23 protein-coding genes are annotated in these 24,668 nt (G+C 44.0%); 16 read left to right on the top strand and 7 right to left on the bottom strand.

Features of this window, described 5'->3' with window-relative positions; translation table 11 throughout:
* Positions 1-66 precede the first annotated feature (66 nt).
* Together vpsR and R7Z10_RS17100 are read left to right on the top strand one after the other, a co-directional pair.
* Positions 67-1,401: a cyclic-di-GMP-binding transcriptional regulator VpsR gene (gene vpsR / locus R7Z10_RS17095; RefSeq protein ID WP_005385970.1), complete on the top strand. Its 1,335-nt coding sequence runs from the start codon at positions 67-69 to the stop codon at positions 1,399-1,401.
* A gap of 528 nt (positions 1,402-1,929) precedes the next feature.
* A complete protein-coding gene (locus R7Z10_RS17100; protein WP_005381776.1) occupies positions 1,930-2,181 on the top strand; it encodes a hypothetical protein in 252 nt (83 codons plus the stop codon).
* Positions 2,182-2,312: 131 nt separating this feature from the next.
* On the opposite strand, the gene R7Z10_RS17105 is transcribed toward R7Z10_RS17100, so the two are convergent.
* The gene (locus R7Z10_RS17105) at positions 2,313-3,347 is read right to left on the bottom strand and encodes an NADP(H)-dependent aldo-keto reductase (RefSeq protein WP_005381774.1); all 1,035 of its coding nucleotides are present in this window, start codon (positions 3,345-3,347) and stop codon (positions 2,313-2,315) included.
* Positions 3,348-3,501: 154 nt separating this feature from the next.
* Here R7Z10_RS17105 and R7Z10_RS17110 point away from each other — a divergent pair, with 154 nt between their 5' ends.
* Positions 3,502-3,813 carry a DUF6482 family protein gene (locus R7Z10_RS17110; protein ID WP_005381772.1) on the top strand — a complete coding sequence of 104 codons (312 nt, stop codon included), beginning with the start codon at positions 3,502-3,504 and terminating at the stop codon, positions 3,811-3,813.
* A 15-nt stretch (positions 3,814-3,828) separates the two neighbouring features.
* Here R7Z10_RS17110 and mutH read toward each other — a convergent pair whose 3' ends face one another.
* A complete protein-coding gene (gene mutH / locus R7Z10_RS17115; RefSeq protein WP_005385968.1) occupies positions 3,829-4,509 on the bottom strand; it encodes a DNA mismatch repair endonuclease MutH in 681 nt (226 codons plus the stop codon).
* Between the two features lie 619 nt (positions 4,510-5,128).
* On the opposite strand from mutH, the gene rppH reads away from it, so the two are divergent.
* The 5 genes from rppH to R7Z10_RS17140 all read left to right on the top strand — a co-directional run bounded on the left by rppH (position 5,129) and on the right by R7Z10_RS17140 (position 10,467).
* Positions 5,129-5,650: an RNA pyrophosphohydrolase gene (rppH, locus tag R7Z10_RS17120; protein WP_005381953.1), complete on the top strand. Its 522-nt coding sequence runs from the start codon at positions 5,129-5,131 to the stop codon at positions 5,648-5,650.
* Positions 5,651-5,652: 2 nt separating this feature from the next.
* Entirely contained in the window at positions 5,653-7,899 is a 2,247-nt protein-coding gene (gene ptsP / locus R7Z10_RS17125; protein WP_005385966.1) for a phosphoenolpyruvate--protein phosphotransferase, read from the top strand.
* Between the two features lie 6 nt (positions 7,900-7,905).
* Complete coding sequence (locus R7Z10_RS17130) at positions 7,906-8,697, top strand: sulfite exporter TauE/SafE family protein (protein WP_005385965.1); 792 nt, start codon at positions 7,906-7,908, stop codon at positions 8,695-8,697.
* A gap of 87 nt (positions 8,698-8,784) precedes the next feature.
* Entirely contained in the window at positions 8,785-9,606 is an 822-nt protein-coding gene (lgt, locus tag R7Z10_RS17135; protein ID WP_318105367.1) for a prolipoprotein diacylglyceryl transferase, read from the top strand.
* A 9-nt stretch (positions 9,607-9,615) separates the two neighbouring features.
* On the top strand, positions 9,616-10,467 hold the full coding sequence (locus tag R7Z10_RS17140) for a thymidylate synthase (protein ID WP_025768429.1): 852 nt from the start codon (positions 9,616-9,618) through the stop codon (positions 10,465-10,467).
* A 70-nt stretch (positions 10,468-10,537) separates the two neighbouring features.
* Here R7Z10_RS17140 and R7Z10_RS17145 read toward each other — a convergent pair whose 3' ends face one another.
* Together R7Z10_RS17145 and R7Z10_RS17150 are read right to left on the bottom strand one after the other, a co-directional pair.
* The gene (locus R7Z10_RS17145; protein WP_262635009.1) at positions 10,538-11,680 is read right to left on the bottom strand and encodes a flavohemoglobin expression-modulating QEGLA motif protein; all 1,143 of its coding nucleotides are present in this window, start codon (positions 11,678-11,680) and stop codon (positions 10,538-10,540) included.
* A gap of 147 nt (positions 11,681-11,827) precedes the next feature.
* The gene (locus R7Z10_RS17150) at positions 11,828-12,973 is read right to left on the bottom strand and encodes a Na/Pi symporter (RefSeq protein WP_025768431.1); all 1,146 of its coding nucleotides are present in this window, start codon (positions 12,971-12,973) and stop codon (positions 11,828-11,830) included.
* 385 nt (positions 12,974-13,358) lie between these two features.
* Between R7Z10_RS17150 and nhaR the strand changes: the two genes are divergently transcribed.
* Positions 13,359-14,249 (top strand): transcriptional activator NhaR, encoded by an 891-nt coding sequence (gene nhaR / locus R7Z10_RS17155; RefSeq protein ID WP_005381942.1) that lies wholly within the window; start codon positions 13,359-13,361, stop codon positions 14,247-14,249.
* Positions 14,250-14,537: 288 nt separating this feature from the next.
* Positions 14,538-14,846, top strand: coding sequence for a metalloregulator ArsR/SmtB family transcription factor (locus R7Z10_RS17160; RefSeq protein ID WP_005381940.1), 309 nt, complete (start codon positions 14,538-14,540; stop codon positions 14,844-14,846).
* 304 nt (positions 14,847-15,150) lie between these two features.
* Here the strand turns inward: R7Z10_RS17160 and rpsT are convergent, their stop codons facing one another.
* On the bottom strand, positions 15,151-15,411 hold the full coding sequence (gene rpsT / locus R7Z10_RS17165) for a 30S ribosomal protein S20 (RefSeq protein WP_005381938.1): 261 nt from the start codon (positions 15,409-15,411) through the stop codon (positions 15,151-15,153).
* 305 nt (positions 15,412-15,716) lie between these two features.
* On the opposite strand from rpsT, the gene murJ reads away from it, so the two are divergent.
* From murJ to ispH, 6 genes are all read left to right on the top strand, one after another.
* A complete protein-coding gene (murJ, locus tag R7Z10_RS17170; RefSeq protein WP_005385957.1) occupies positions 15,717-17,279 on the top strand; it encodes a murein biosynthesis integral membrane protein MurJ in 1,563 nt (520 codons plus the stop codon).
* Positions 17,280-17,348: 69 nt separating this feature from the next.
* Positions 17,349-18,284 carry a bifunctional riboflavin kinase/FAD synthetase gene (ribF, locus tag R7Z10_RS17175; protein WP_017636167.1) on the top strand — a complete coding sequence of 312 codons (936 nt, stop codon included), beginning with the start codon at positions 17,349-17,351 and terminating at the stop codon, positions 18,282-18,284.
* 64 nt (positions 18,285-18,348) lie between these two features.
* Positions 18,349-21,177: an isoleucine--tRNA ligase gene (ileS, locus tag R7Z10_RS17180; protein WP_017636166.1), complete on the top strand. Its 2,829-nt coding sequence runs from the start codon at positions 18,349-18,351 to the stop codon at positions 21,175-21,177.
* A gap of 73 nt (positions 21,178-21,250) precedes the next feature.
* On the top strand, positions 21,251-21,757 hold the full coding sequence (lspA, locus tag R7Z10_RS17185; protein WP_005385948.1) for a signal peptidase II: 507 nt from the start codon (positions 21,251-21,253) through the stop codon (positions 21,755-21,757).
* A 144-nt stretch (positions 21,758-21,901) separates the two neighbouring features.
* Positions 21,902-22,333, top strand: coding sequence for an FKBP-type peptidyl-prolyl cis-trans isomerase (gene fkpB, locus R7Z10_RS17190; protein WP_005381922.1), 432 nt, complete (start codon positions 21,902-21,904; stop codon positions 22,331-22,333).
* 24 nt (positions 22,334-22,357) lie between these two features.
* On the top strand, positions 22,358-23,323 hold the full coding sequence (ispH, locus tag R7Z10_RS17195; RefSeq protein ID WP_017636164.1) for a 4-hydroxy-3-methylbut-2-enyl diphosphate reductase: 966 nt from the start codon (positions 22,358-22,360) through the stop codon (positions 23,321-23,323).
* 46 nt (positions 23,324-23,369) lie between these two features.
* Here the strand turns inward: ispH and R7Z10_RS17200 are convergent, their stop codons facing one another.
* Complete coding sequence (locus R7Z10_RS17200) at positions 23,370-23,843, bottom strand: low molecular weight phosphatase family protein (protein WP_017636163.1); 474 nt, start codon at positions 23,841-23,843, stop codon at positions 23,370-23,372.
* Between the two features lie 71 nt (positions 23,844-23,914).
* Positions 23,915-24,643 (bottom strand): two-component system response regulator BtsR, encoded by a 729-nt coding sequence (btsR, locus tag R7Z10_RS17205; protein ID WP_005381917.1) that lies wholly within the window; start codon positions 24,641-24,643, stop codon positions 23,915-23,917.
* Between the last annotated feature and the right edge of the window lie 25 nt (positions 24,644-24,668).

The raw sequence follows: 24,668 nt of genomic DNA on the forward strand, positions 1-24,668 counted from the left end.
GTTACCCGCTCGCAAAGATAAGTTTGTGGCACAAAATTTCTATTAACAATGAAAAAGGGTTAGAGAATGGCTGGGCAGTTTAAGATGGATTCCATCCCGGGATCGCTTGTGGTAGTTGGCGGTACTTATGAGCCTTGGTTATCGGTACTGGAGCAAGTGGGCTGGAAGTGTCATCAAGTAGGTGACTTACGCAAAGCTAATACGCTGTTAGAAGATATTGGTCCATGTATCGGTATTGTTGATCTCAGCCATGACGAGTTCAGCTTGAATGGTTTGGCGAACTTAGTCAGCTCTCACAAACACGTACGTTGGTTAGCGTTTATTCGTGAATCTCAGCTTGGCACTGACACCATATGCCAGTTCATTGTTAACTTTTGTATCGATTTTTTCACAGCGCCGATCCCAGATGCACAGTTATTAAGCACAATAGGTCACCAGCTTGGCATGCTTAAATTGGAGAAAAAAGTTTGGCCTAGTTTTGGTAGCAGTTTAGATATGGGTTTGATCGGTGAATCTATCCCGATGAAACGTTTACGCGATCAAGTGAAGCGCATTGGTCCAACGGACGTCAGCATTCTGATTTCTGGGGAAAGTGGGACTGGTAAAGAGGCGGTTGCTAGGGCCATCCATAAAGTCTCTTCACGCTCTCATAAACCGTTTATGGCAATTAACTGTCGCGCACTCAATGAACAACGTTTCCAAGCTGAAGTATTTGGTATTAACGCCGATGAAGATATGGAAGCATGCCTGCTTGAACAAGCAGATGGTGGCACCGTGTTGTTTAATGACATTCTTACCATTTCAAAAGAGCAGCAAATGAATCTGCTGAGATTCTTGCAAGAAGGCACCATTGATACCAAAGATGGCGTAAAAGCGGTTAACGTGCGTATTCTTGCTGCTAACTCGTCGGATGTTGAAAAAGCTTTGATTGACGGTGACTTCAATGAAGAGCTTTACCATTACATCAACGTTCTGCGCATCAATGTCCCTAGCTTGAAAGAACGTGCGAGTGACATCGCATTGCTGGCTCGTTTCTACTTACAAGAGTTCTCAAAAGAGTACAACTCGCAAGCAAAAAGCTTTTCTGAGGATGCATTCAAGGCACTGACACGTTATTTCTGGCCTGGAAATGTGCGTGAGCTGATGAACCAAGTGAAGCGAGCGGTATTAATGTCCGACAGCGTAATGATTGAAGATCATCACTTAGATTTACCTCAACGTAATGACTCAAAGCGCAGCTTGAAATCAATCCGAGAGAAGAGTGAACGTGATGCGTTGCTGGTTGTTTTGGAATCTCATTCTGGTCAAGTTTCAAATGCGGCGAAAGAGCTCGGAGTTTCGCGTGCAACCATGTATCGACTACTTAATAAACATAACTTGATTTCCGAACAAGCCATGTAGTTGGCCTTTCCCTGTGTTAAATAGGCGAATAAATACAATAAAAGAGAGTGGCCACAGAGCCGCTCTTTTTATTTTTGTTTGGTTTGATTTATAAAATCCGCAAATTTATATATTCCTCAGGTGAATATGTTATACATAAAAGTATATGAAACTAAATTGCGGTGTATTGATTTGTTTTTAATCAAAAAGGCAAAAAATGTTTGATATATATTCATCAAAGCTTACAATTTAACCGTAACTCAATGAGTTATACCTTTCATAAACGGATTAATTTTTAGCTAGGAGGCGCAAGATGAAACATTACGTTGTTAACACCACTGCTTGCGCTGATCGTATGCCTATCGCTCCGATAACCCTTAAATCGGATGATACCAATACCACTGGCTCACAAGATAAAAATTAATCCGTAACCTATCATATTTATTACTAGGCTGCGGGAAAGTAGCGGCTTAGTATCAACAGAATATTTCTGTTCATTTTACGCATTATTTTTCCCAGTCGAATACATCGATAATCGGAGAAAATATTATGCGTCACTCTATTTACTTACAATTGGCCACTTTGCTATTGAAAGCAGACCTTAAACGCGAAGAAAAGCAATGGCAGCGTACCATACGCCGAACTGCTCATGATATTCCATGGACGAATGTTCATCTATTGAGGGATATTGGTTTAGATCGCGATGGTCGTTCTACACGTGCCAATGTTCCGGATGCAGTAAAAGTTGAACGTCGAGTTCGTCACCTTCGTCGAGTCTTAACGTCGCGAATAATGACGTAATCGTTAGCGTGTTGGGCTGACTGAGTTGCTAACGAGTCATTCAACACGCTTAACTTTTTATATGAAGTATGACTTCATTGGATAAACAGCTGATCTTGAAGATCAGCTGTTTTCGTTTGAAGGTGGTACTGTTAAGGGCAAGGATTCGAGTAAGTTGTACCTATTGCTTGAATTTCAGTAAGTAGTTCGTCGCTAAGTTGCAAATCAATACTGTCGATATTGGCTTTTAATTGGTCTAGGTTTGTTGCTCCGATAATGTTAGAAGCAACAAATGGACGCTGATTGACAAACGCGAGCGCCATTTGTGCAGGGTTTAGGCCATGCTCTTGAGCTAAATTGACGTAAGCTTCGGTCGCTTTAACACCTTGCGGAGTGAAGTAGCGCGCAAAACGCTCCCACTTAGTGCATCGAGCGCCTTCAGGTTTTGCCCCGTTTAGGTATTTACCACTCAGGCAGCCAAATGCCAAAGGAGAGTAGGCAAGTAACTGAACGCCTTCGTAATGGCTGATTTCAGACAAGCCAACTTCGAAGCTGCGGTTCAATAAGTTATATGGGTTTTGAATGGAGACAATTCTTGGCAAATCGTGTTTTTCTGCCAAACGCAATAGCGACATCACACCCCACGGCGTCTCGTTGGATACGCCGATATAGCGCACTTTACCTGCATTCACTAATTCAGTAAGCGCTTCCAACGTTTCAATTAACGTGACTTCTTCTTGTTTGTCAGGGTATGGGTAGTTGAGTTGACCAAAGCAGTTGGTTTGACGCTGCGGCCAATGTAGTTGGTACAAATCGACATAATCGGTTTGTAGACGATTAAGGCTGTCATCAATTGCTGTATGGATGTGGCGACGATTAAGGCTCATGTTGTCTCTGATGTGAGGAACATTGCGAGGGCCTGCCACTTTTGTTGCCAGTACTACTTTCTCTCTTTTGCCGCTTTTTGCTAACCAATTACCGATGTATTGCTCGGTGAGCCCTTGTGTTTCCGAGTTTGGCGGTACAGGGTACATCTCTGCGGTATCGATGAAGTTCACCCCATGATCGAGGGCAAAGTCGAGCTGTTCAAAGGCGTCCTTTTCTGTGTTTTGCTCGCCAAACGTCATAGTGCCGAGGCAGATTTTACTGATCTCAAGTGATGAGTGCGGTAGTTTTGTGTATTGCATATCACGTCCTTGAAGAGTTACCGACTAAATAAGTGACTCCAATATAGGGGATTTGTAGCCGCAATCGCAAATGATTTACGTATAAAGGAAGAGCAAACTCGAAAGCTACAGTTAGCCTAACTACACTTAAATGATCGTGTGAAGGAGGTATGTTATGCAGAAGCATCAATTGGACATGTGGCTACATGGTCCACATAAAGATACTTATAAAACTCCCAAAGTATTTGTGATTGGGTGTTCTGATGTCTCTGACTATCTTTTAGCTGTGGAGTACAAGCATCAACTTGAGCCGATTAAAGACGGTGAAGACCCGATACATTTTGGCTCTCTAGACTTAGTAAAAGAAGAACTATTGAGGCTAGGGGTCGATAAAGCGTATTTAAGGCTGCGCAATGCGTATGACGAATGTGGCACTGAAGAGGCAGCCTCATACTGCGATATTGAGTTATCGCTCGTGACGCACTAAATAGCTGATATAGTTTTATTCTGGTTGAGTGTTAATGTAGTGCTTGAGTAAGATCTGTTCAGTAAACTGTGTTCTAAGGTAAAAGCCTCGGGGCAGAGTTTTCATCGGCTTACCATTTGAGTTATATGCTTCGGTGAGCGCTTTTGCATTTGCGGCTTTAGGGCGAAGATGCAGCGCTTCTCCGTGTCTGGCGGAAATTTGATCAAATCTTCCCAAGACGATCATCTCCATTAACTCTTCCCAGTCATTTCGCAAAATCCGTTCTTCTTCTTCATCTGGTGACCAAATGAGTGGACTGCCCACACGTCTTTCAGGGAGTGGGATTTCTCGTTCTCCTTCTACGGGTACCCAAAGGACACGAGATAGCTTGTTTCGAACATGACTTGTTTCCCATGTAAGACCATGAACACCAGTGAGGGGCGCCACAGAAACAAAGGTTGTTTCTAAAGGTTTGCCAGAGTAACTGATCGGAATACTTTTCAACTCGATCCCTAGTTTTGCGAAATCTTGTTGAGGTTTACTGCCAGCTGGAGCGCCCAAGTGCCATTCGAGTAATTGACCCACCCAACCTTTATCACGTTTTAAGTTTTCAGGAACAATCATATTCGCCTCGGCGGCCAACTCAGCAAAACAGAGTCCTGCCATATCATGCGCTCGTTCCAATAGCTCTGCTTCTGTTTGTGGTTCTGGTTTCATAGTTACAAGGTGGTATTACAAAAAATATAGTTTATCAAACTCCGACCAAATCTACTGTTTAAGATTTCACCGAGGCGGTGTAAGAACGATCAATTCATAACTTATCCACAGGTGGAGGAGGTATTGATAAGATCCTGGCGGGGTCTGTATGAATAAACAGGGGTTAAAATGCATTTTTGGGGTTGATTTTGTTGTAATCATCTAAACGAATAGCAGGTGAGTGTGGATAAATAGCCTGTTGGTGGATCTTTGACCGATCTGAGTTTGGTGAAAAGATCATCAAGAAACTGAAGATCGAATTATCGTTGTTTTTAAAAATAAATACTTTTTTATCAATGTTTTATGTTTGTTTTTTTGTTTCTTCATCTGTTTTGCTTTTGATGGGATTGAACTGAATTACTCATTTGAATTGAATTCTTCACAAAGTTATTCACAGAAAAGGTGAATAAATGTGGGCAATGTCTCACTCTTGTGTTGATAAGGTATGGTTTGATTAAAAGATATCCAAAAATGGTGAAAAGGTAATAAATCTTGCTCATATCACATCAGTAAGTTTGCTAGTAATGGGGATATGTGGAAAAATCACGGTAATAAAAAATTTATTCATAGAGGTTAGCCAGTGATAGATGGCGATGGTTACCGACTTAATGTTGGTATTGTGATATGTAATAACCATGGTCAGGTCTTCTGGGCTAAACGATACGGGCAACACTCATGGCAATTTCCACAAGGTGGGATTGACGAAGGTGAAACCCCTGAACAAGCCATGTTCAGGGAGTTATACGAAGAAGTCGGTTTAACGAAAAAAGACGTTAAGATCATTGCAACAAGTCGTCATTGGTTAAGATATAAGCTACCAAAGCGATTGGTGCGTTGGGACTCCAAGCCTGTTTGTATCGGCCAAAAACAGAAATGGTTTCTGCTGAGATTAGAATGCGATGAGTCTCGCATTAATATGCAACGCGGAAAATCCCCTGAATTTGATGGTTGGCGCTGGGTAAGTTACTGGTATCCAGTTAGGCAAGTTGTTTCTTTCAAGCGAGATGTTTATCGACGAGCGATGAAAGAATTTGCATCCTTAGCCATGCCTTTTCGAGAGAGAAAAGCGAAAGGGAAAAGAAAAAAGCAACGTAGAGGATAATCATGCTCAGTCAGCTAAGGGAAATAGTTGAGAAAGTCTCCAGGGTCGATGATGTGCATCTGGCACTCGATATATTGGTGAAAGAGACTTGTGCTGCCCTTAGTACTGAGTGCTGTACTATCTATCTTGCTAATGAAGAAATGCAGCGCCTTGAGTTAATGGCAACTCAAGGCCTTATTTTTGAAGGTGATAGTATTCATATCAACTTCAATGAAGGCTTGGTTGGGTTGGTAAAACGAAGCGCTGAACCCCTTAACCTTGCCGAAGCCTCAAAACACCCCGAGTTCAAATTCTTTCCTCAACTCGGCGAACAGATTTACCACTCTTTTTTAGCTACTCCAATCATTCATCGTAAACAAGTTTTAGGTGTGTTGGTGATCCAACAAAAAACGCCGCGCTTGTTTAGTGAAATGGAAGAATCGTTTCTTGTTACCTTATCCGCTCAGTTAGCGGTGCTCATTGCACATGCGCAGAATCTTGGGCATTGGCAGTTAGCATCTAAACCCACGGTATTAAAAGGTTTGCCTGCGTCTACTGGTGTCGCGATTGGAGAGTTTTGGTTCGACAATACCCAGCCGAGTTTATCGGATGTTTTCCCTTCGTCCACGTTAGATAAGGAACGCGAGCACGAGACATTACTGGTGGCCATAGAGCGAGCGTTAAATGACTTTCGCCGTATGCGGAAAAAGCTGGACAGTGAAATCAACAAAGATGCGCTGGCGATCTTCGATCTGTTTACTCACTTACTGAATGATCCGATGCTTCGCGGTGATTTGAAGAAGCAGATTGAAAAAGGAGATAGGGCAGACTGGGCGTTACGCCAAGTTGTAGAGTCATACTCGAATCGATTTGCAAGAATGTCGGATGTATACATGCGTGAAAGAGCGCAAGATATCCGAGAGTTAGGGCAAAGGCTGCTCTATTTTCTGCACAACAGTGAGCAAGAAAATTCTGCAATTGATCGTCCCATTATTTTGGTGGCGAACGAACTCACTGCCACCTTGCTCGCTTCTGTACCTAAAGAGTTTTTGTTAGCCGTCGTATCATTAGAGGGAGGCGCAAACTCTCACGCTGCCATTTTATCTCGAGCTCTTGGGGTCCCTGCAGTCATGGGCGCCAACATTAATCCGGATGTGGTGAATGGCAAACTCGGGATAGTCGACGGCTATACGGGTGAGATCTTCTTAGAGCCAAACCGCCAGTTGTTGCGAGAGTATCGCAGCTTAGTAAGCGAAGAGTCTGAACTGTTTGCCATGGTAAACAAGGACCTCGCACTCCCTGCGGTTACGCAAGATAATCACCATATCGAAATTATGCTGAATGCGGGACTCAGTGCAGACAGTAATATTGCCATCAACACAGGTGTTGATGGTGTTGGGTTGTACCGAACTGAGATTGCATTTTTACTTCAGCATCACTTTCCTTCGGAAGATGAGCAGTATCATCAATACCAAGCAATACTTAACAGCTATCCGAATCAACGAGTAGTGATGCGTACTTTGGATATTGGTGGTGACAAACCTTTGCCGTATTTGCCCATCGAAGAAGATAATCCGTTTCTAGGCTGGCGTGGCATTCGTTTTACATTGGATCATCCAGACATTTTCTTGATCCAGCTGCGTGCAATGTTAAGAGCGAGTGCAGAAAGCGGAAACTTAAGTATCTTATTGCCAATGGTGTCAGGGGTAAAAGAGCTAGACGATGCCATTAGCTTGATTAATCAAGCTCACAGCGAAGCCGTTTTGCTTGATGATAGAATTCAATTCCCACAAATTGGGGTCATGATTGAAGTACCATCGATGGTGTATCTGTTGCCAACGATTGCTCACCGTGTTGATTTTGTTTCTGTCGGGACAAACGATTTAACTCAGTATTTATTAGCGGTAGATAGGAACAATTCGCGCGTAGCGGATGTCTATGAATCTATGCATCCTGCGGTACTGTTAGCGCTTAAGCAAATCCATGAGGTGTGTGATAAATATCAGGTGCCCGTGTGTATTTGTGGTGAGCTAGCGGGTGATCCATTTGGCGCTCTTCTCTTACTTGGGTTAGGGTATACCAGTTTGAGTATGAACACCTCCAACGTGGCTAAGGTGAAATATTTGATTCGTCATAGTCAACAAGAAGAATTAGAAAAATTAGCGGAGCAAGCAATGACAAAATCCTATGGGGAGGACATTCATCAAATGATGCATGACTTCTTCATTCAACAGGGCTTTGCGGGCTTTATCCGTGCAGGTAAAAAGTAGGAAATCGTGACCGTCTCTTTATTTTTGTTATTGTTGGCGCTAGGCGCTTTTGTGGGTGTGATGGCGGGGTTACTCGGTATCGGTGGTGGTTTGATTGTTGTTCCTGCCTTGTTGTATTTGCTTCCTCTTGCTGGGATCTCTCCAGAAATGAGTATGCACATGGCCTTAGCCACTTCGTTAGCGAGTATTATTGTCACGTCTGGCTCATCGGCGATGAATCACCTTAAGCTCGGCAATGTCGATATGTTTGTCGTAAAATGGTTGATGCCTGGTGTGGTCATTGGTGGCTTTGTTGGTGCCAATATTGCTGAGTGGATCCCTACACACTATTTGCCGAAAGTGTTTGGTGTCATTGTTCTTTGCCTGTCAGTACAAATGTTTCGTTCCATTAAAGTTACGAGCAGTAAACCTATGCCGAGCAGCCCTGTGACTGTAGTTTACGGCACGGGAATTGGTGTCGTATCAAGCCTTGCTGGTATTGGTGGTGGCTCACTGTCGGTACCATTTTTAAATAAACATGGGATAGAGATGCGTAAAGCGGTGGGCTCATCCTCCGTTTGTGGTTGCGTGATTGCTATTTCTGGTATGATCGGCTTCATCTTACATGGCTATAAAGTGGAAGGCTTACCTTCATACAGTATTGGCTATGTTTATCTTCCCGCTTTATTAGCGATTGCTATGGCCTCGATGCTCACAACAAAAGTGGGTGCGAAGCTCGCAACTAACCTTCCAACTGCGGTATTAAAAAAGATATTCGCGGTGTTCTTAATGTTTGTTGCAGCGACCATGCTGCTCTAAGTTTGTACCCAAGTCATTCTCGCTGAACCAAGCATCTAGAGGTTACTTGGGTATATTTATTTTGTTGTGATAAGAAGAGAATGATTTATGTCTCAGGGATATATTGAATTTCCCAATATTGATCCGGTTTTAATCTCTATTGGTCCTGTTTCGGTTCGTTGGTACGGTTTGATGTACCTTGTTGGCTTTATGTTTGCTCTATGGTTAGCGAACCGACGTGCGGATAAGCCTGGAAGTGGTTGGACACGAGAGCAGGTTTCTGATTTGTTGTTCGCAGGCTTCCTTGGCGTGGTGATTGGTGGCCGTGTAGGCTACGTGCTTTTCTACAATTTTGAGCTCTTCCTGGCTGACCCTTTGTATCTATTTAAAGTGTGGACCGGTGGTATGTCTTTCCACGGGGGCTTACTGGGTGTGATTACTGCGATGTTCTGGTATGCACACAAAAACGGGCGAACTTTCTTCGGTGTTGCTGACTTTATCGCGCCGCTTGTGCCATTTGGTTTGGGTATGGGGCGTTTAGGTAACTTCATGAACAGCGAGTTGTGGGGCCGAGTAACGGATGTGCCTTGGGCGATCGTTTTCCCAAATGGCGGTCCACTGCCACGTCATCCATCACAGCTTTATGAAATGGCGCTTGAAGGTATCGTCCTTTTCTTCATTTTGAATTGGTTCATCAAGAAACCTCGTCCTCTAGGTTCTGTTTCAGGACTCTTTCTTGCGGGTTACGGAACCTTCCGTTTCCTAGTAGAATACGTGCGCGAACCAGACGCTCATTTGGGTTTATTCGGTGGCTTTATTTCCATGGGACAGGTTTTATCCCTGCCAATGGTGGTTATCGGTGTCCTCATGATGGTTTGGGCATACAAACGTGGTCATTACAAAGACGAATTACCACAAAAGACGAAGTAAGGTATTGGTGTGAAACAGTATTTAGATTTGTGTCAACGCATCGTTGACCAAGGTGTTTGGGTTGAAAATGAGCGTACAGGCAAGCGCTGCCTGACCGTAATCAACGCGGATTTAACCTACGATGTTGCGAACAATCAATTTCCGTTGGTCACCACACGTAAAAGTTTTTGGAAAGCGGCCGTTGCAGAGCTATTAGGGTATATTCGTGGTTACGATAATGCGGAAGATTTTCGTAAGCTGGGCACGAAAACCTGGGATGCCAATGCCAACCTAAATGATGCCTGGTTGAATAACCCATACCGTAAAGGTGAAGACGACATGGGCCGTGTCTATGGGGTTCAAGGGCGCGCCTGGGCGAAACCTGATGGTGGTCATGTTGACCAGCTACGTAAGATAGTGGATGACTTAACGCGTGGTGTTGATGACCGCGGTGAAATCTTGAACTTCTACAATCCGGGTGAGTTCCACATGGGGTGCTTGCGTCCTTGTATGTACAGTCACCATTTTTCATTGCTGGATGATACGCTTTACCTGAATAGTACTCAGCGTTCGTGTGATGTACCGCTTGGCTTAAACTTCAATATGGTTCAAGTTTACGTGTTCTTGGTGATTATGGCGCAAATTACGGGCAAGAAACCTGGTCAGGCATTTCATAAGATTGTGAATGCTCACATTTATGAAGATCAGCTTGAACTGATGCGCGATGTTCAGTTGAAACGTGAGCCATTAAAAGCGCCGACGTTCCATATCAACCCAGAGATTAAATCTCTAGAAGATTTGGAAACATGGGTCACACTGGATGACTTTTGGGTTGAAGGGTACGAGCATCACGATCCTATTCGTTACCCATTCTCAGTGTAACGAGTATCGTTCTTCAAGATATAGAAAAAGCTCCGAATGGAGCTTTTTTCTTTTTTGTACTTAGAAGGTATTATTTTAGTGCACTGACAATATAACGGTGAATTGGGTTGGTCTGCATCGGTGTGGACAGTGCCGGGCTAATAAACTTAGGTTGAGTGAATATTTCTTTACTCACTAATGAACGGATAAGCTCAAAGTACTTCAGCTCTGTTTTCCCGCACAACAATAGTGAAAAGTCATCGCCCAATTTATCATAGGCATTGAGCACCTCTCGGAATCCTCTAAGATACAAGTAATCCTTCGTTAAACCTCCACCTCGATAGACTCGGGCAGTCGTTGTAAATGCTTGAAGATCAGAAGCTTTATACTGTTCTTTTAATAGCATGAACGTATGGCGGAAATCGCGATCCTTGATCATCGACTCTACTGCCAGAACTCGTAAGGCTAAGGTTCTTAGGCGCTTGATACTGAAATGTCCTGACAGATACTCACATAATATAGCCAGCCCTTCTTGAGTGTTGGTATTGGCAGGACAACCTAAGCTCAGGACTTTTAGCGGTTGTTGACGACCGTTAAGCGTAGTCAGGAGATGTACTCCCATTTCATGATGTGCAAGAGCCTCCAGCTCATCAGTGGTGATGTACGCCGCGTGGTTAATTTTGACTCGAGATCCTGAAACTAGTGCGTTTGCTAACATCCCGTCCAACACCTGTATTTCACATTCATACCCATTGCGTAGAGCAAAATTTTGCATGAAACGTGCTATTGCACGGCTATCGTGCTGAGGTTCTTTTTCTTCTTCTGTAGGAAGGTGCAATATGAAATGGGCGTTGGCAATATCTTTGGCGCTCGGTTCCCCATAATAGCGTAAGGAGTTATAAAGAAACTCTTGCGTGCCGATGGTATTCACTTGATCCAGTTTATCTGCATAAGACTGAATTACATCCGCGTACAGCCTCTGCAGTTGGGTGTCTTGAATGTTTTCTAGAGGTAGCTCATATAGACGTCGCTTTGCGCTGTGGGTATCTACGTTAGTAATTGAATATTGAAAATTAGGCTCTTGAGAATATTTGTTTTTAATGAAACGTTCTCTTTCTTGAGCATAATTAAGAGGATTCACGCTACTGAGGATATCAATATCAGCAACCAGTTGGGTTAGGTTTTCGTCTATTGCGAGTAGCTGATCAGAAATAGCGTCATTAAGCTGCGTCATGTTGTCGACTCCAAATGAGATAGCTCAGCATAAGCATGCTGATGTGGCTCAAATTATCACCGGACAATCGATTTGAACAGTTTAATTATCATAAAAAAGGCTCCACGATGTGGAGCCTAAACAATAAGCGATGGTATGTCGTTGTTGTTACGTTGTTAGGGCTAGAATTGCACCTGGTAGAATAACGAATACTGACATTAGGTAACCACCAACAACTGCTTTATTCTTAATAGCCATTTCAGAAATCATCTCAGCGCCTTTAACCGGAATCTCACGTAGGAATGGAATTCCAAAGATAAACAGCGTCGCCATGATGTTAAATACTAAGTGGACTAGAGCGATTTGTAGTGCGAATACTGCGAACTCTCCAGACACCGCTGTCGCTGCTAGTAGTGCCGTAATACAAGTACCAATGTTAGCACCCAGAGTGAAAGGGTAGATATCTCGTACTTTCAACACGCCAGTACCAACCAACGGAACCATTAAACTTGTCGTGGTTGAGGAAGATTGTACTAGAACGGTCACGATTGAGCCTGATACGATGCCGTGAATAGGACCACGACCGATGGCGTTTTTCAAAATTTCACGTGCGCGACCAACCATTAGGCTCTTCATCAATTTACCCATCACTGTGATTGCAACGAAGATAGTCGCAATACCCAAAGCAATAAGCATGACGCCGCCAACAGTATCACCGAAGGTAGAAAGTGGCTCTTTAATTGCGCCTACGACTGGCTTTGTAATTGGTTTAATAAAGTTGAAGCCTTTAATGCTCATATCACCAGTAGCAAGCAGTGGAGAAACAAGCCAGTGAGAAACTTTCTCTAAAATGCCGAACATCATTTCCAACGGAAGGAAAATAGCGACAGCAAGCAAGTTGAAGAAGTCATGAATGGTTGCACTTGCAAATGCACGTTTGAACTCTTCTTTACAGCGCACGTGGCCAAGAGACACAAGCGTATTGGTCACTGTGGTACCAATGTTAGCACCCATCACCATAGGGATAGCGGTTTCTACAGGTAAGCCACCTGCAACCAAGCCTACAATAATAGACGTTACAGTACTTGAAGACTGAATTAAGGCTGTTGCCACCAAGCCGATCATTAGACCTGCAACTGGGTGTGCGGCAAATTCAAATAGCACCTTAGCTTGATCGCCAGTTGCCCATTTAAAGCCACTACCAACCATAGATACTGCTAGAAGAAGCAGATATAACATGAATGCCAAGTTAGCCCAGCGTAACCAACGAGCTGTGCTCGAAATTGGTGCCACTGTTGAAGTAGCTTGGTTCATCATAATTTTCTCCGTTGACCTTTCAGTTCATTTTTCGGTCTGTAGTTGAATCTGCGGGCGATGTTAGAGAACAAATATTTCAGTAATATTACAGATTTCTTGCTGTGAGAGATTTTTATTGTTCTTTTTGATAATGGCGTAAAAGAGGAAGAAAATTAATTTTTAACTTATTGATTTTAATGGTTAAATTTTGATTTAGTTTTGTTTGGTTTTTGCGTTTTTTTGTAGAGAAAATGCGCCTCAGTTCAACTTTTATGACAGTGTTGACTTTATACTTTCGGTAAAACTTATGCTTTTGTAAGGTATTGTATGGTTTTGTCGAGTTTATTGTTTGTCTCTGTCACATTTGGTATAAAAAGTATCACTTTCTTTTCGGGACTCGATCATGTCACATCTAAACTACAACCATCTCTATTATTTCTGGATGGTGTGCAAACAGGGCTCTGTAACTAAGGCGGCTGACGCGCTCTTCCTGACACCGCAAACCGTGACAGGACAGATTAAAGCGCTTGAAGAGCGCATGAAAGGAAAGTTAACCAAGCGCAATGGTCGTACAGTTGAGCCCACTGAGTTAGGTCAGCTTGTGTTTAAGTACGCCGACCGGATGTTCGGTTTGAGCTATGAGATGTTAGATATCGTCAATTACAGCCAGCACTCGAACATTCTATTTGAAGTTGGTGTAGCCGATGCATTATCTAAACGCTTGGTCAGTAAAGTACTGATGACGACCGTCCCGGAAGATAACAGTATTCATTTACGCTGTTATGAATCGACCCACGAACTGCTACTTGAACGCCTTTCTCAGCACAAGCTAGATATGATCCTTTCGGATTGTCCCGTTGATTCTACTCAAAGTCCTGGCCTTTATAGCAAAAAGTTAGGTGAAAGTAGCATGAGCTTTTTTGCTTCTTCTGAAATTGAAAATGTGCGATTCCCTGAGATCTTGGAACAAAAAAAACTTCTGATTCCCGCGAGCCGAACGGCTATGGGGCGTAAAGTTATTCAATGGTTTGATCGTCAAGGTCTTCAACCCAATGTGCTGGGGGAGTTTGATGATGTTGCGTTGATGAAAGCTTTTGCTCGGTACCACGATGATGTGATTTTCTTGGCACCGACCGTATACATGTCGGAGATTGAAGACGACCGAAATTTACAGCTAATTGGCCATGTCGATGGGCTAAAAGAAGAGTACTACGTGATTTTTGCGGAACGAATGATCCAACACCCCGCGGTAAAAAATGTTTGTGATGCTGATTTCAGTCAAATGTTTGAGTAAACCCGTATCGTTGCGTAAATAAATAGATTACTATCAATAAAAATATAATTCTAAATAATATCTAAGTAAGCAAGATACTTGTTTTAGTGAGCAAAACTATTAATTATTGATGGCGCACCAATTAAAATCCTTGGTGGATAATATTGGTGTATCACTAACAACTAAATTAGAGGTTCTAATAATGAAGACTCTGGAAGTGTATCTTGATTTTCTTAGATATATAAATCAGTGCAACACAACAAGCTGGCCAGGGTTGGAATAAGTAAGTTGTAGCTAGAGGTCCAACACATGAATCTACAAGAAATGGAGCAGAACTCCGCAAAAGCCGTCGTGTTGCTCAAAGCGATGGCAAACGAGAGACGCCTACAAATCCTTTGTATGCTGCATAACCAAGAGCTGTCCGTGGGAGAGCTGTGTGCAAAGTTAGAGCTAAGCCAGTCGGCATTATCTCAGCATCTTGCTTGGCTTCGCCGTGATGAGTTAGTCACGACAAGGAAAGAAGCACAAACGGTGTACTACACATTAAAGAGTGATGAAGTGAAAGCGTTAATAAAAACACTGCATAGTCTTTATTGTGCTGAGAGTGCTCAACATTAATTAAATAGTCCTAATATACTGCTCATCTTAGAGTGTGAATCTGACTTGTTGGAATATTTGAGAGTGGCGTTAAACTTTTGATGATAGGGTACTACTCATCGACCAATTTGCTTTGTTCTCAAGTGTTTTATTAGTGCTTTCTAGTTTGAGCGTTATATGGGTAATGAATAAGCTGATGTCTTTAAATGGGACATTCAGAAAAAGAAAAGCTGGCATTGCCAGCTTTTTTTATTAAGAAAATTTTGTAGATATAAAAAAACCGACACAAGGTCGGTTTTTTCTTCACTGTAAAATCAGGACTCTATTAAAGAGCTTTGATTTGTGCAGCGAAACGAGACTTATGGCGAGCTGCTTTATTCTTGTGAATAAGGCCTTTAGTTGCCATGCGGTCTAGGATAGGTGTAACTACAGCGAATGCAGCAGTTGCAGCTTCTTTGTCGCCTGCTTCGATAGCAGCAACAGTTTTCTTCATGTAAGTACGCATCATTGAGCGACGGCTAGCATTGTGCTGACGACGTTTCTCAGCTTGGATAGCGCGCTTCTTAGCAGATTTACTATTTGCCAAGGGTCTAACTCCCAAAAACTTAGTTCTGTGACAATTTAAGGGCGAGGAATATCCCTCATTTGCGCTTAAATGTCAAATGATTTGTGCAAAAACCGATCTAAGCCAAAACAAATTTTGGTAAGAGAGGTTATCGCGGTTAAGATGGCGGGGATTCTAACAGCATTTTTATACCAATGCTAATAATTATCCGCGAAAGGCACACTTATTCCTTACAACCCGCGGATAGATTTTTGACGTCTATTTACAGCACCTGTCAGAGAAACAGTATAGGGTTAGCTGTCTTATGGTGATATTCCGAGGTTACAGTGAGTAAACGACTACTCAAGTCTGGCATGATCGTCAGTGCTATGACATTTATTTCCCGCGTTCTTGGCCTAGTTCGTGATGTTGTAGTGGCAAATTTAATGGGGGCAGGAGCAAGCGCAGACGTCTTTTTCTTCGCCAATAAAATTCCTAATTTTTTACGACGTTTGTTTGCTGAAGGTGCTTTTTCCCAAGCGTTTGTACCTGTTTTAACGGAAAGCCATGCTCAAGGCGACATGGATAAAACTCGGGAGCTCATTGCTCGTGCGGCGGGTACATTAGGGGTGATAGTCTCAATTGTTACCATCTTAGGTGTTCTAGGTTCCGGAGTGGTGACTGCACTGTTTGGTTTTGGTTGGTTCCTAGACTGGATGCATGGTGGTCCCGCGGCTGAGAAGTTCGAACTTGCTAGCGTGATGCTCAAGATTACCTTTCCTTATTTATGGTTCATCACTTTTGTTGCCCTATCGGGAGCCATTCTCAATACACTAGGTAAGTTTGCGGTTTCTTCGTTTACTCCTGTCTTCCTCAATGTGATGATCATTTTGGCAGCATGGTTTATCTCGCCGCAGATGCCACAGCCAGAGATTGGTCTTGCCATCGGTGTTTTCCTTGGTGGTTTGGTTCAGTTCTTATTTCAAATCCCTTTCCTTATTAAAGCGGGGGTTATGGTTAAGCCGAAATGGGGCTGGCGCGATCCGGGCGTGGTGAAGATCCGAACCTTAATGATTCCTGCTTTGTTCGGTGTGTCGGTAAGCCAAATCAACTTGTTGTTTGATACTTTTATTGCCAGCTTTCTGCAAACCGGTTCGATCAGTTGGTTGTACTATTCAGATCGCTTGTTGGAATTCCCGTTAGGTCTGTTTGGTATTGCTATTGCAACGGTGATTTTACCAGCATTATCACGCAAACATGTTGACGCACAAAATGAAGGATTCGCACAAACCATGGACTGGGGGGTGCGCATGGTGATCTTACTTGGCCTTCCTGCAATGCTTGGTTTGATGGTACTGGCAAAACCTATGTTGATGGTGTTATTCATGCGAGGTGAGTTTTCGCCACAAGACGTACATCAAGCATCATTGTCACTCTTTGCTTACGCTTCAGGCTTGTTGAACTTTATGCTGATTAAAGTGCTCGCTCCGGGTTATTACTCGCGTCAAGACACTAAAACGCCAGTGAAATACGGCATCATTGCGATGGTGACCAACATGGTATTTAATGCAATTTTTGCGTACTTCTATGGCTACGTTGGCTTGGCTATCGCGACGGCACTATCGGCATTTGTGAATATGGCACTGCTGTATCGTGGCCTGCACATCGCAGAGGTATACCAAATCACTAAGCGAACCGTCTTCTTTATTATACGTTTAGCTATTGCTGGCGCGGCGATGGTGGCGGCAATCTTATGGCAACTGGAAGATATGTCAGTATGGCTGGGCTGGAGCTTTGCTCACCGAAGCGCGGTGCTAGGGATGTTGATCGGTTTAGGAGCCGTAGTTTACCTAGTGGTTCTATTTTTAACTGGTGCGCGTTTAAAAGACCTAAAAGCTGGGACAGACTGAGGGTGATTAGTATATAATCCGTCAGTTTCACACAGTGTAAAGTAAAACAGAGGCAGAAAGCAGTATCCAATGGAACTGATTAGAGGCATTCACAATATCAACCCGCGACATCATGGTTGTGTGCTGACTATTGGCAATTTCGATGGTGTCCATAAAGGCCATCAACAAGTATTGCAGCAAGTGTCTGAGCAAGCGGACAGGCTATCCTTGCCTTCTGTTGTGATGACCTTTGAACCTCAGCCGATGGAGCTGTTTGCCAAAGACAAGGCACCTGCAAGGTTGACTCGATTACGCGATAAGTTCGTGCAATTGAGTAAGCTCGATATTGACCGCTTACTGTGTGTCAATTTCAATCGCCATTTTGCAAATTTAACCGCGGAAGAGTTTATCCGTGACTTGTTGGTCGAGCGTTTGGGTGTTAAGTTTCTTGTCGTTGGTGATGATTTCTGCTTTGGCAAAGGCCGTACAGGTAACTTTGCAATGCTGCAGGAAGCAGGGGAAAAATACGGCTTTGATGTCGTAAGTACCCAGAGCTTTTGTTTACAACAATTACGTGTCAGCAGTACGGCTATCCGTCAAGCGCTGGCGCGTGACGATTTGCATTCCGCGCAACAGATGCTGGGAAGAAACTACAGCATCAGCGGTCGTGTTTCTCATGGAAGAAAGCTAGGTCGAACCATTGGGTTCCCTACTGCAAATATTCCTTTGAAACGCTGTGTTTCTCCGGTTTCCGGAGTCTATGTTGTTCAAGCGCTTGGCTTAGGAAATAAGCCAGTTGGTGGTGTTGCTAATATTGGTCAAAGACCAACCGTCAATGGTGTTCGCCAACAGTTAGAAGTGCACTTATTCGACTTTCATGCCAATTTATATGGCAAGCAACTAGAAGTGGAACTTTTGCATAAACTTCGAGATGAGCAAAAGTTTGAGTCGTTTGAAGCACTTAAACAACAAATTGAATTGGATGCTGAAGCAGCAAGGGTGTGGCTGCGTCAGCTTAAGCGTTGAGCGGTTTATTCCACCGTTCAACATAATGTCTAATTTTCGCCCAATATAACGGAATTAAGAATCGATGAGTGAGTATAAAGATACCCTGAACTTACCTGAAACAGGGTTTCCAATGCGCGGCAACCTGGCCAATCGTGAGCCAGAAATGCTTAAGCGTTGGTACAAAGAAGATCTTTACGGTGAAATCCGTAAAGCTAAGAAAGGCAAAAAGTCATTCGTATTGCACGATGGCCCTCCTTACGCAAATGGTGACATTCATATTGGTCACGCACTAAACAAGATTCTTAAAGACATTATTATTAAATCCAAAACACTTTCAGGTTTTGACGCACCTTACATCCCAGGCTGGGACTGCCACGGTCTACCAATCGAATTAATGGTAGAGAAGAAAGTAGGTAAGCCAGGCCAAAAAGTGACAGCAGCGGAATTCCGCGAGAAATGTCGTGAATACGCAGCAGGTCAGGTTGAAGGTCAGAAAGAGAGCTTCAAACGTCTTGGCATCATGGGTGAGTGGGACAAGCCATACCGCACTATGGATTTCGCAACTGAAGCGAACATTATTCGTGCTCTTGGTAAGATTGCAAGCAATGGTCACCTTCTAAAAGGTTTCAAACCTGTTCACTGGTGTACAGACTGTGGTTCTGCTCTTGCTGAAGCGGAAGTAGAATACAAAGATAAAGTATCGCCATCTATCGACGTTCGTTTTAAAGCGGCTGACGAAGCGGCACTGCTATCTAAATTTGAACTGACAGAAGGTCATGAAGGTCACGGTGACGTATCTATCGTTATCTGGACAACAACACCTTGGACACTGCCTGCAAACCGCGCAGTATGTCTACGTGATGATCTAGAGTACGTGCTTATCCAAACAGAAGGCGACAACGCTGAGCGTATCATCGTTGCTGCTGAGCTAGCGAAAGACGTAATGGATCGTGCGGGTATCGAGCACTTCCACAACCTTGGCTTTGCTAAAGGTGCGGACCTAGAGCTTTCTCAATTCCAACACCCATTCTACGATTTCACTGTACCGGCGATCCTTGGTGATCACGTTACGACTGATTCAGGTACTGGTGTTGTTCACACTGCTCCTGGTCACGGTCAAGAAGACTTCGCGGTTGGTAACAAGTACAACCTAGAAGTAGCAAACCCAGTTGGCTCAAACGGTGTTTACCTACCAGATACAGAGCTATTTGCTGGTCAGCACGTATTTAAAGCGAACGATGCAGTAGTAGAAGTACTAAAAGAAAAAGGTGCACTACTACACCACCACGCTTACGAGCACAGCTACCCACACTGTTGGCGTCATAAGACCCCAATCATCTTCCGTGCTACACCTCAATGGTTCGTTTCTATGGACCAAGCTGGCCTACGTGCTAAAGCATTAGAGTCAATCAAGAATGTAGAGTGGATGCCTGAGTGGGGTCAAAGCCGCATCGAAGGTATGATCGAAGGTCGCCCTGAGTGGTGTATCTCTCGTCAACGTACTTGGGGTGTGCCAATTGCTCTGTTTGTTCATAAAGAAACAGCAGAACTTCATCCAAACACGCTAGAGCTGATCGAGAAAGTCGCTAAGCTGGTTGAAGAGAAAGGCATCCAAGCATGGTGGGATGTAGATGCCGCTGAACTACTAGGTGCTGACGTTGACCAATACGAAAAAGTGCTAGATACGCTAGACGTATGGTTCGATTCAGGTGTCACTCACTTCTCTGTTGTTGATGCTCGTGAAGAGTACAACGGCAACAGTGCAGACCTATACCTAGAAGGTTCTGACCAACACCGCGGTTGGTTCCAATCTTCTTTAATTTCATCTATTGCGATGAAAGACGAAGCACCTTACAAACAAGTACTGACACACGGTTTCGTGGTTGACGGTCAGGGTCGTAAGATGTCTAAATCTATCGGTAACGTGGTTGCGCCAAAAGACGTAACCAACAAGCTAGGTGCTGACATTCTTCGTCTATGGGTTGCTTCTACAGACTACACTGGTGAAGTTGCGGTTTCTGATGAAATCCTAAAACGCAGCGCAGATGCGTACCGTCGTATCCGTAACACAGCGCGTTTCTTCCTTGCTAACCTAAGCGGCTTCAACCCTGAAACAGACATCGTTCCTGTTGAAGAGATGGTTGCGCTAGATCGCTGGGCGGTTGGTCGTGCACTAGCAGCACAAGAAGAGATTGTTAAAGCATACGAAGAGTACAACACACACGGTGTAACTCAGCGTCTAATGCAATTCTGTTCAATCGAAATGGGCTCTTTCTACTTAGACGTAATTAAAGACCGTCAGTACACAGCAAAACGTGGCGGCAACGCTCAACGTAGCTGTCAGACTGCACTTTACTACATCGTAGAAGCGCTAGTTCGTTGGATGGCGCCAATCATGTCGTTCACTGCAGATGAAATCTGGAACGAAATGCCAGGTCAACGCGACAAGTTCGTATTCACTGGTGAGTGGTTCGACGGTCTATTCGGTCTTGCTGAAGGTGAAGAGCTGAACAACGAATTCTGGTCTGAGATCCAAGCGGTTCGTGGTGCGGTAAACAAACTTCTAGAAGATGCGCGTAAAGAGAAAACCATTGGTGGTGCACTACAAGCTGAAGTGACTCTATTTGCTGATGACGCACTAGCGGCGAAGATCAACAAACTTGAAGATGAACTGCGCTTTGTTCTACTAACCTCTGCGGCGAAAGTTAAGCCTCTAGGTGAGAAGACGGATGCAGCACAAGCCACAGATATCGAAGGCTTGTTTGTAGAAGTAGCAGCAGCTGAAGGCGAGAAGTGTGACCGTTGTTGGCACCACACGCCAGACGTAGGCACAATTGAAGGTCACGAGAAGATCTGTGGTCGTTGTGTGTCTAACGTAGACGGCGAAGGTGAAGTACGTAAATTCGCGTAATTGCCTAGAACGACTGAACTTTTTTTAAAATTAACAGCCCCAGTATTTACTGGGGCTGTTTGTAGGTAAAGTAATGAGTGAAAAAGCACTGACGTTAAAGCAATCTGGAGTTCGCTGGCTGTGGTTAGCAATTCTGGTATTTATTGCAGATATTGGCATCAAATTGGTGGTGATGGACAACATGGGCTACGGATGGGCAAACCGAATTGAGGTGTTGCCATTCTTCAACCTACTTTACGTTCATAACTACGGTGCCGCTTTCAGCTTCTTGAGCGATCAAGCTGGTTGGCAGCGCTGGTTATTTACAGGTATCGCGTTTGTTGTTACGGGTCTTTTGACCTACTGGATGAGTAAGCTTCCAGCAAAAGAAAAATGGAACAACATTGCTTATGCACTGATTATTGGTGGTGCAGTGGGCAACGTGTTTGACCGCGTCGTTCATGGCTTTGTTGTTGATTACCTAGACTTCTTCTGGGGTAACTACCACTGGCCAGCATTCAACCTTGCTGACATGGCGATCTGTATTGGTGCGGCAATGATTATTCTGGATGGCTTCCGTAAAAAAGACGCTGACAAGTAATCTTTTGCGGTATATCGAATAACCCTAAGCGTCGTCCGTTGATTCGAGCGATGCTTTTTATTATGTTGGAGCGCCAATCAGCATATCAATGTATAAAAAGACCAAGCTGACAGCGTAATAACCCAAGAACAAGGAAGCATTAACGTGACAACAATAACCAATGAATCGGTAGTAACCCTTCACTTTACGATTAAAATGAAAGACGGATCGGTTGCAGATAGTACTCATAACATGGGTAAACCAGCGAAATTTGTTATGGGTGATGGCAGCTTGAGTGAAAACTTTGAGCAGTGCTTGATAGGCCTCGAAACAGGCGCACAAAAAGCGATTGAGCTAAAGGCAGAAGACGCGTTTGGTATGCCAAACCCTGATCATATTCACTATATGGATCGCACTAAATTTGTAGGTGATGCAGAAGTGGAAGTTGGTACAATCATGGCCTTCAGTGGCCCTGATGGCATGGAAATCCCGGGCATTATTACAGAGATTGCAGGCGATTCAGTCACTGTGGACTTCAACCATCCTCTAGCGGGACAAGACGTGACTTTCGAAGTTGAAATTTTGTCAGTAGAATAGCGAACCAAATAAAAGATAACTTCCATGAGCAATGAAATGAAAATCCTGTTAGCTAACCCACGTGGTTTCTGTGCTGGTGTTGACCGCGCGATTAGCATCGTAGAGCGTGCGCTAGAGATGTATCAGCCACCTATCTATGTTCGACATGAAGTGGTGCATAACCGTTTTGTGGTTGAAGGTCTAAAACAGCGTGGTGCTATCTTCGTTGAAGAACTGCACGAAGTGCCAGACAACAACATTGTGATTTTTTCTGCTCATGGTGTATCGCAGGCGGTTCGTCAGGAAGCGAAGCTGCGTGATTTGACCGTATTTGACGCAACGTGTCCTTTAGTAACCAAAGTGCATATGGAAGTGGCGCGTGCGAGCCGTCGTAATATGGAAGTGGTTCTGATTGGTCACGCAGGTCACCCTGAAGTCGAAGGTACGATGGGGCAATACGCCAGTGAAACCGGTGGTATGTACTTGGTTGAAACTCCAGCCGATGTCGAGAAACTGAAGGCGATTGTGAAAGATCCATCCGATCTTCATTACGTAAGCCAAACGACGCTTTCTGTCGATGAAACTGCCGATGTTATCGAAGAGCTACGCCGCGTGTTCCCAGATATCCAAGGTCCACGTAAAGACGATATCTGTTACGCGACACAAAACCGCCAAGATGCCGTACGTGAATTAGCTGGTGACGTAGATGTGATGGTTGTGGTGGGTTCTAAAAACTCATCAAACTCTACACGTCTTAAAGAGCTAGCTGAAAAGCTAGGGACACCTGGCTACTTAACCGACTGTCCGGAAGATATCAAACCTGAGTGGTTCGAAGGCAAAACAAAGGTCGGCGTGACTGCGGGAGCATCTGCTCCGGAAGAGCTCGTTAATCAGATTCTAGAGCGAATCAAAGAACTCGTCGGTGCCGAAGCGGTTGATGAAGTACTTGGCCGTGAAGAGAATATGTTCTTTGAAGTACCTAAAGAACTGCAAATCAAGCAAGTGGATTAGTCTCCATTTATCGAATATTCAAAAGGCGACCTGTGGGTCGCCTTTTTTACATCTCTCTTAACTCATTTAGGTAATCACGAATTTGGTCTTTTCCTAAACCATCGATAATCATATCAGACATCTTCGTGATTCTTCGCTCAAGCGACTGAGCAACCTTTTCGCAATGTGCGTACATGTCTTCATCAGAACCATCGGTCGGAAAAGCATCAACTTGCCAGTTTACTCGAACACCACCTGCAAGCCACTGAGGAGCGGTTTCTTGATGTAAAGAATCACAGAGAATAATAACGATGTCGGGAAGAAACTGAGTTCGCTCCTCCCATGAATGCGTGTGGATATGCGGAATGGGGAGTTGGTGGTCATCTAAATATTTTTGCACCACTGGGTGCACCTTGCCTGTGGGATGTGAGCCTCCACTGGTGACACTAAAATCTGCTGGCAGGATATTGGTTGCGATTGACTCCGCGAGGACGCTTCGTCCAGCGTTGTGCTTACATATGAATAAAACTTTATACATCATCGCCTCGTCTTTTCAGAGCGTCCTATTTATACGCTAGCGGAAACTCAGCGATGATGTGTGAAGTTTTTGTGTTAGTGGCTAATGCCGAGCATCTCTTTGAGCACCTTTAAGTAGCGGCGGCTTACTGGTATCTCAAAGCCTGTTTTGGTGATGATTTCCGCTAACCCATTTTCCAGTAACTTGATTTCGCTAATCGCTTTAATACTGACTAAGTATTGACGATGGCAGCGGACTAGAGGGGTTTTCTCTTCCAACGTTTTTAATGTCAGTTGGGTGCTCGCGGTTTGGCTGGTGGAGCGTACATGCACGCCGCTGATATCACTGTAAGCACATTCCACCGTGTCGGTGGCCATGATAACGATGCGGTTGTGTCCGATGCACGGTATTTGATCCAACGTGTCAGGTGTAATAGCAGACAGTTGTTGCGTTAGGGCGGATTGGCTAATGACTTTGTTTAGTCGTTTTACCGTTTTAGTTAGCCGGCATGGGTCGACAGGTTTGAGCAAGTAATCAAAGGCATTGTCTTCAAATGCTTGAATCGCATACTGATCATAAGCCGTGACAAAAACCACATAAGGCATGGTTTCTGGATCAAGCATCCCTAGTAATTCAATCCCCGTGACTTGAGGCATTTGGATATCGAGAAACACCACATCAGGCTTGAGTTCATTGATTTTTTTTAGGCCGAGGATTGCGTTTGAGGCATCGCCCACGACCTCAACTTGGCCTGTTTCATCCAGTAACTCTGCTAGCTCTTCACGAGCAAACTGTTCATCATCAATGACGAGTGCGGTTAACATCCAACATTACCTTTATTGCTTCAGC

The sequence above is a fragment of the Vibrio sp. Vb1018 genome, assembly GCF_033338775.1.
Classification (GTDB): Bacteria; Pseudomonadota; Gammaproteobacteria; order Enterobacterales; family Vibrionaceae; genus Vibrio; species Vibrio alginolyticus.

Coding starts and splice junctions, on each gene's coding strand:
- vpsR (WP_005385970.1), top strand. CDS start 67: ATGGCTGGGCAGTTTAAGATGGATTCCATCCCGGGATCGCTTGTGGTA.
- R7Z10_RS17100 (WP_005381776.1), top strand. CDS start 1,930: ATGCGTCACTCTATTTACTTACAATTGGCCACTTTGCTATTGAAAGCA.
- R7Z10_RS17105 (WP_005381774.1), bottom strand. CDS start 3,347: ATGCAATACACAAAACTACCGCACTCATCACTTGAGATCAGTAAAATC.
- R7Z10_RS17110 (WP_005381772.1), top strand. CDS start 3,502: ATGCAGAAGCATCAATTGGACATGTGGCTACATGGTCCACATAAAGAT.
- mutH (WP_005385968.1), bottom strand. CDS start 4,509: ATGAAACCAGAACCACAAACAGAAGCAGAGCTATTGGAACGAGCGCAT.
- ptsP (WP_005385966.1), top strand. CDS start 5,653: ATGCTCAGTCAGCTAAGGGAAATAGTTGAGAAAGTCTCCAGGGTCGAT.
- lgt (WP_318105367.1), top strand. CDS start 8,785: ATGTCTCAGGGATATATTGAATTTCCCAATATTGATCCGGTTTTAATC.
- R7Z10_RS17145 (WP_262635009.1), bottom strand. CDS start 11,680: ATGACGCAGCTTAATGACGCTATTTCTGATCAGCTACTCGCAATAGAC.
- R7Z10_RS17150 (WP_025768431.1), bottom strand. CDS start 12,973: ATGAACCAAGCTACTTCAACAGTGGCACCAATTTCGAGCACAGCTCGT.
- nhaR (WP_005381942.1), top strand. CDS start 13,359: ATGTCACATCTAAACTACAACCATCTCTATTATTTCTGGATGGTGTGC.
- R7Z10_RS17160 (WP_005381940.1), top strand. CDS start 14,538: ATGAATCTACAAGAAATGGAGCAGAACTCCGCAAAAGCCGTCGTGTTG.
- ribF (WP_017636167.1), top strand. CDS start 17,349: ATGGAACTGATTAGAGGCATTCACAATATCAACCCGCGACATCATGGT.
- ileS (WP_017636166.1), top strand. CDS start 18,349: ATGAGTGAGTATAAAGATACCCTGAACTTACCTGAAACAGGGTTTCCA.
- lspA (WP_005385948.1), top strand. CDS start 21,251: ATGAGTGAAAAAGCACTGACGTTAAAGCAATCTGGAGTTCGCTGGCTG.
- ispH (WP_017636164.1), top strand. CDS start 22,358: ATGAGCAATGAAATGAAAATCCTGTTAGCTAACCCACGTGGTTTCTGT.
- R7Z10_RS17200 (WP_017636163.1), bottom strand. CDS start 23,843: ATGATGTATAAAGTTTTATTCATATGTAAGCACAACGCTGGACGAAGC.
- btsR (WP_005381917.1), bottom strand. CDS start 24,643: ATGTTAACCGCACTCGTCATTGATGATGAACAGTTTGCTCGTGAAGAG.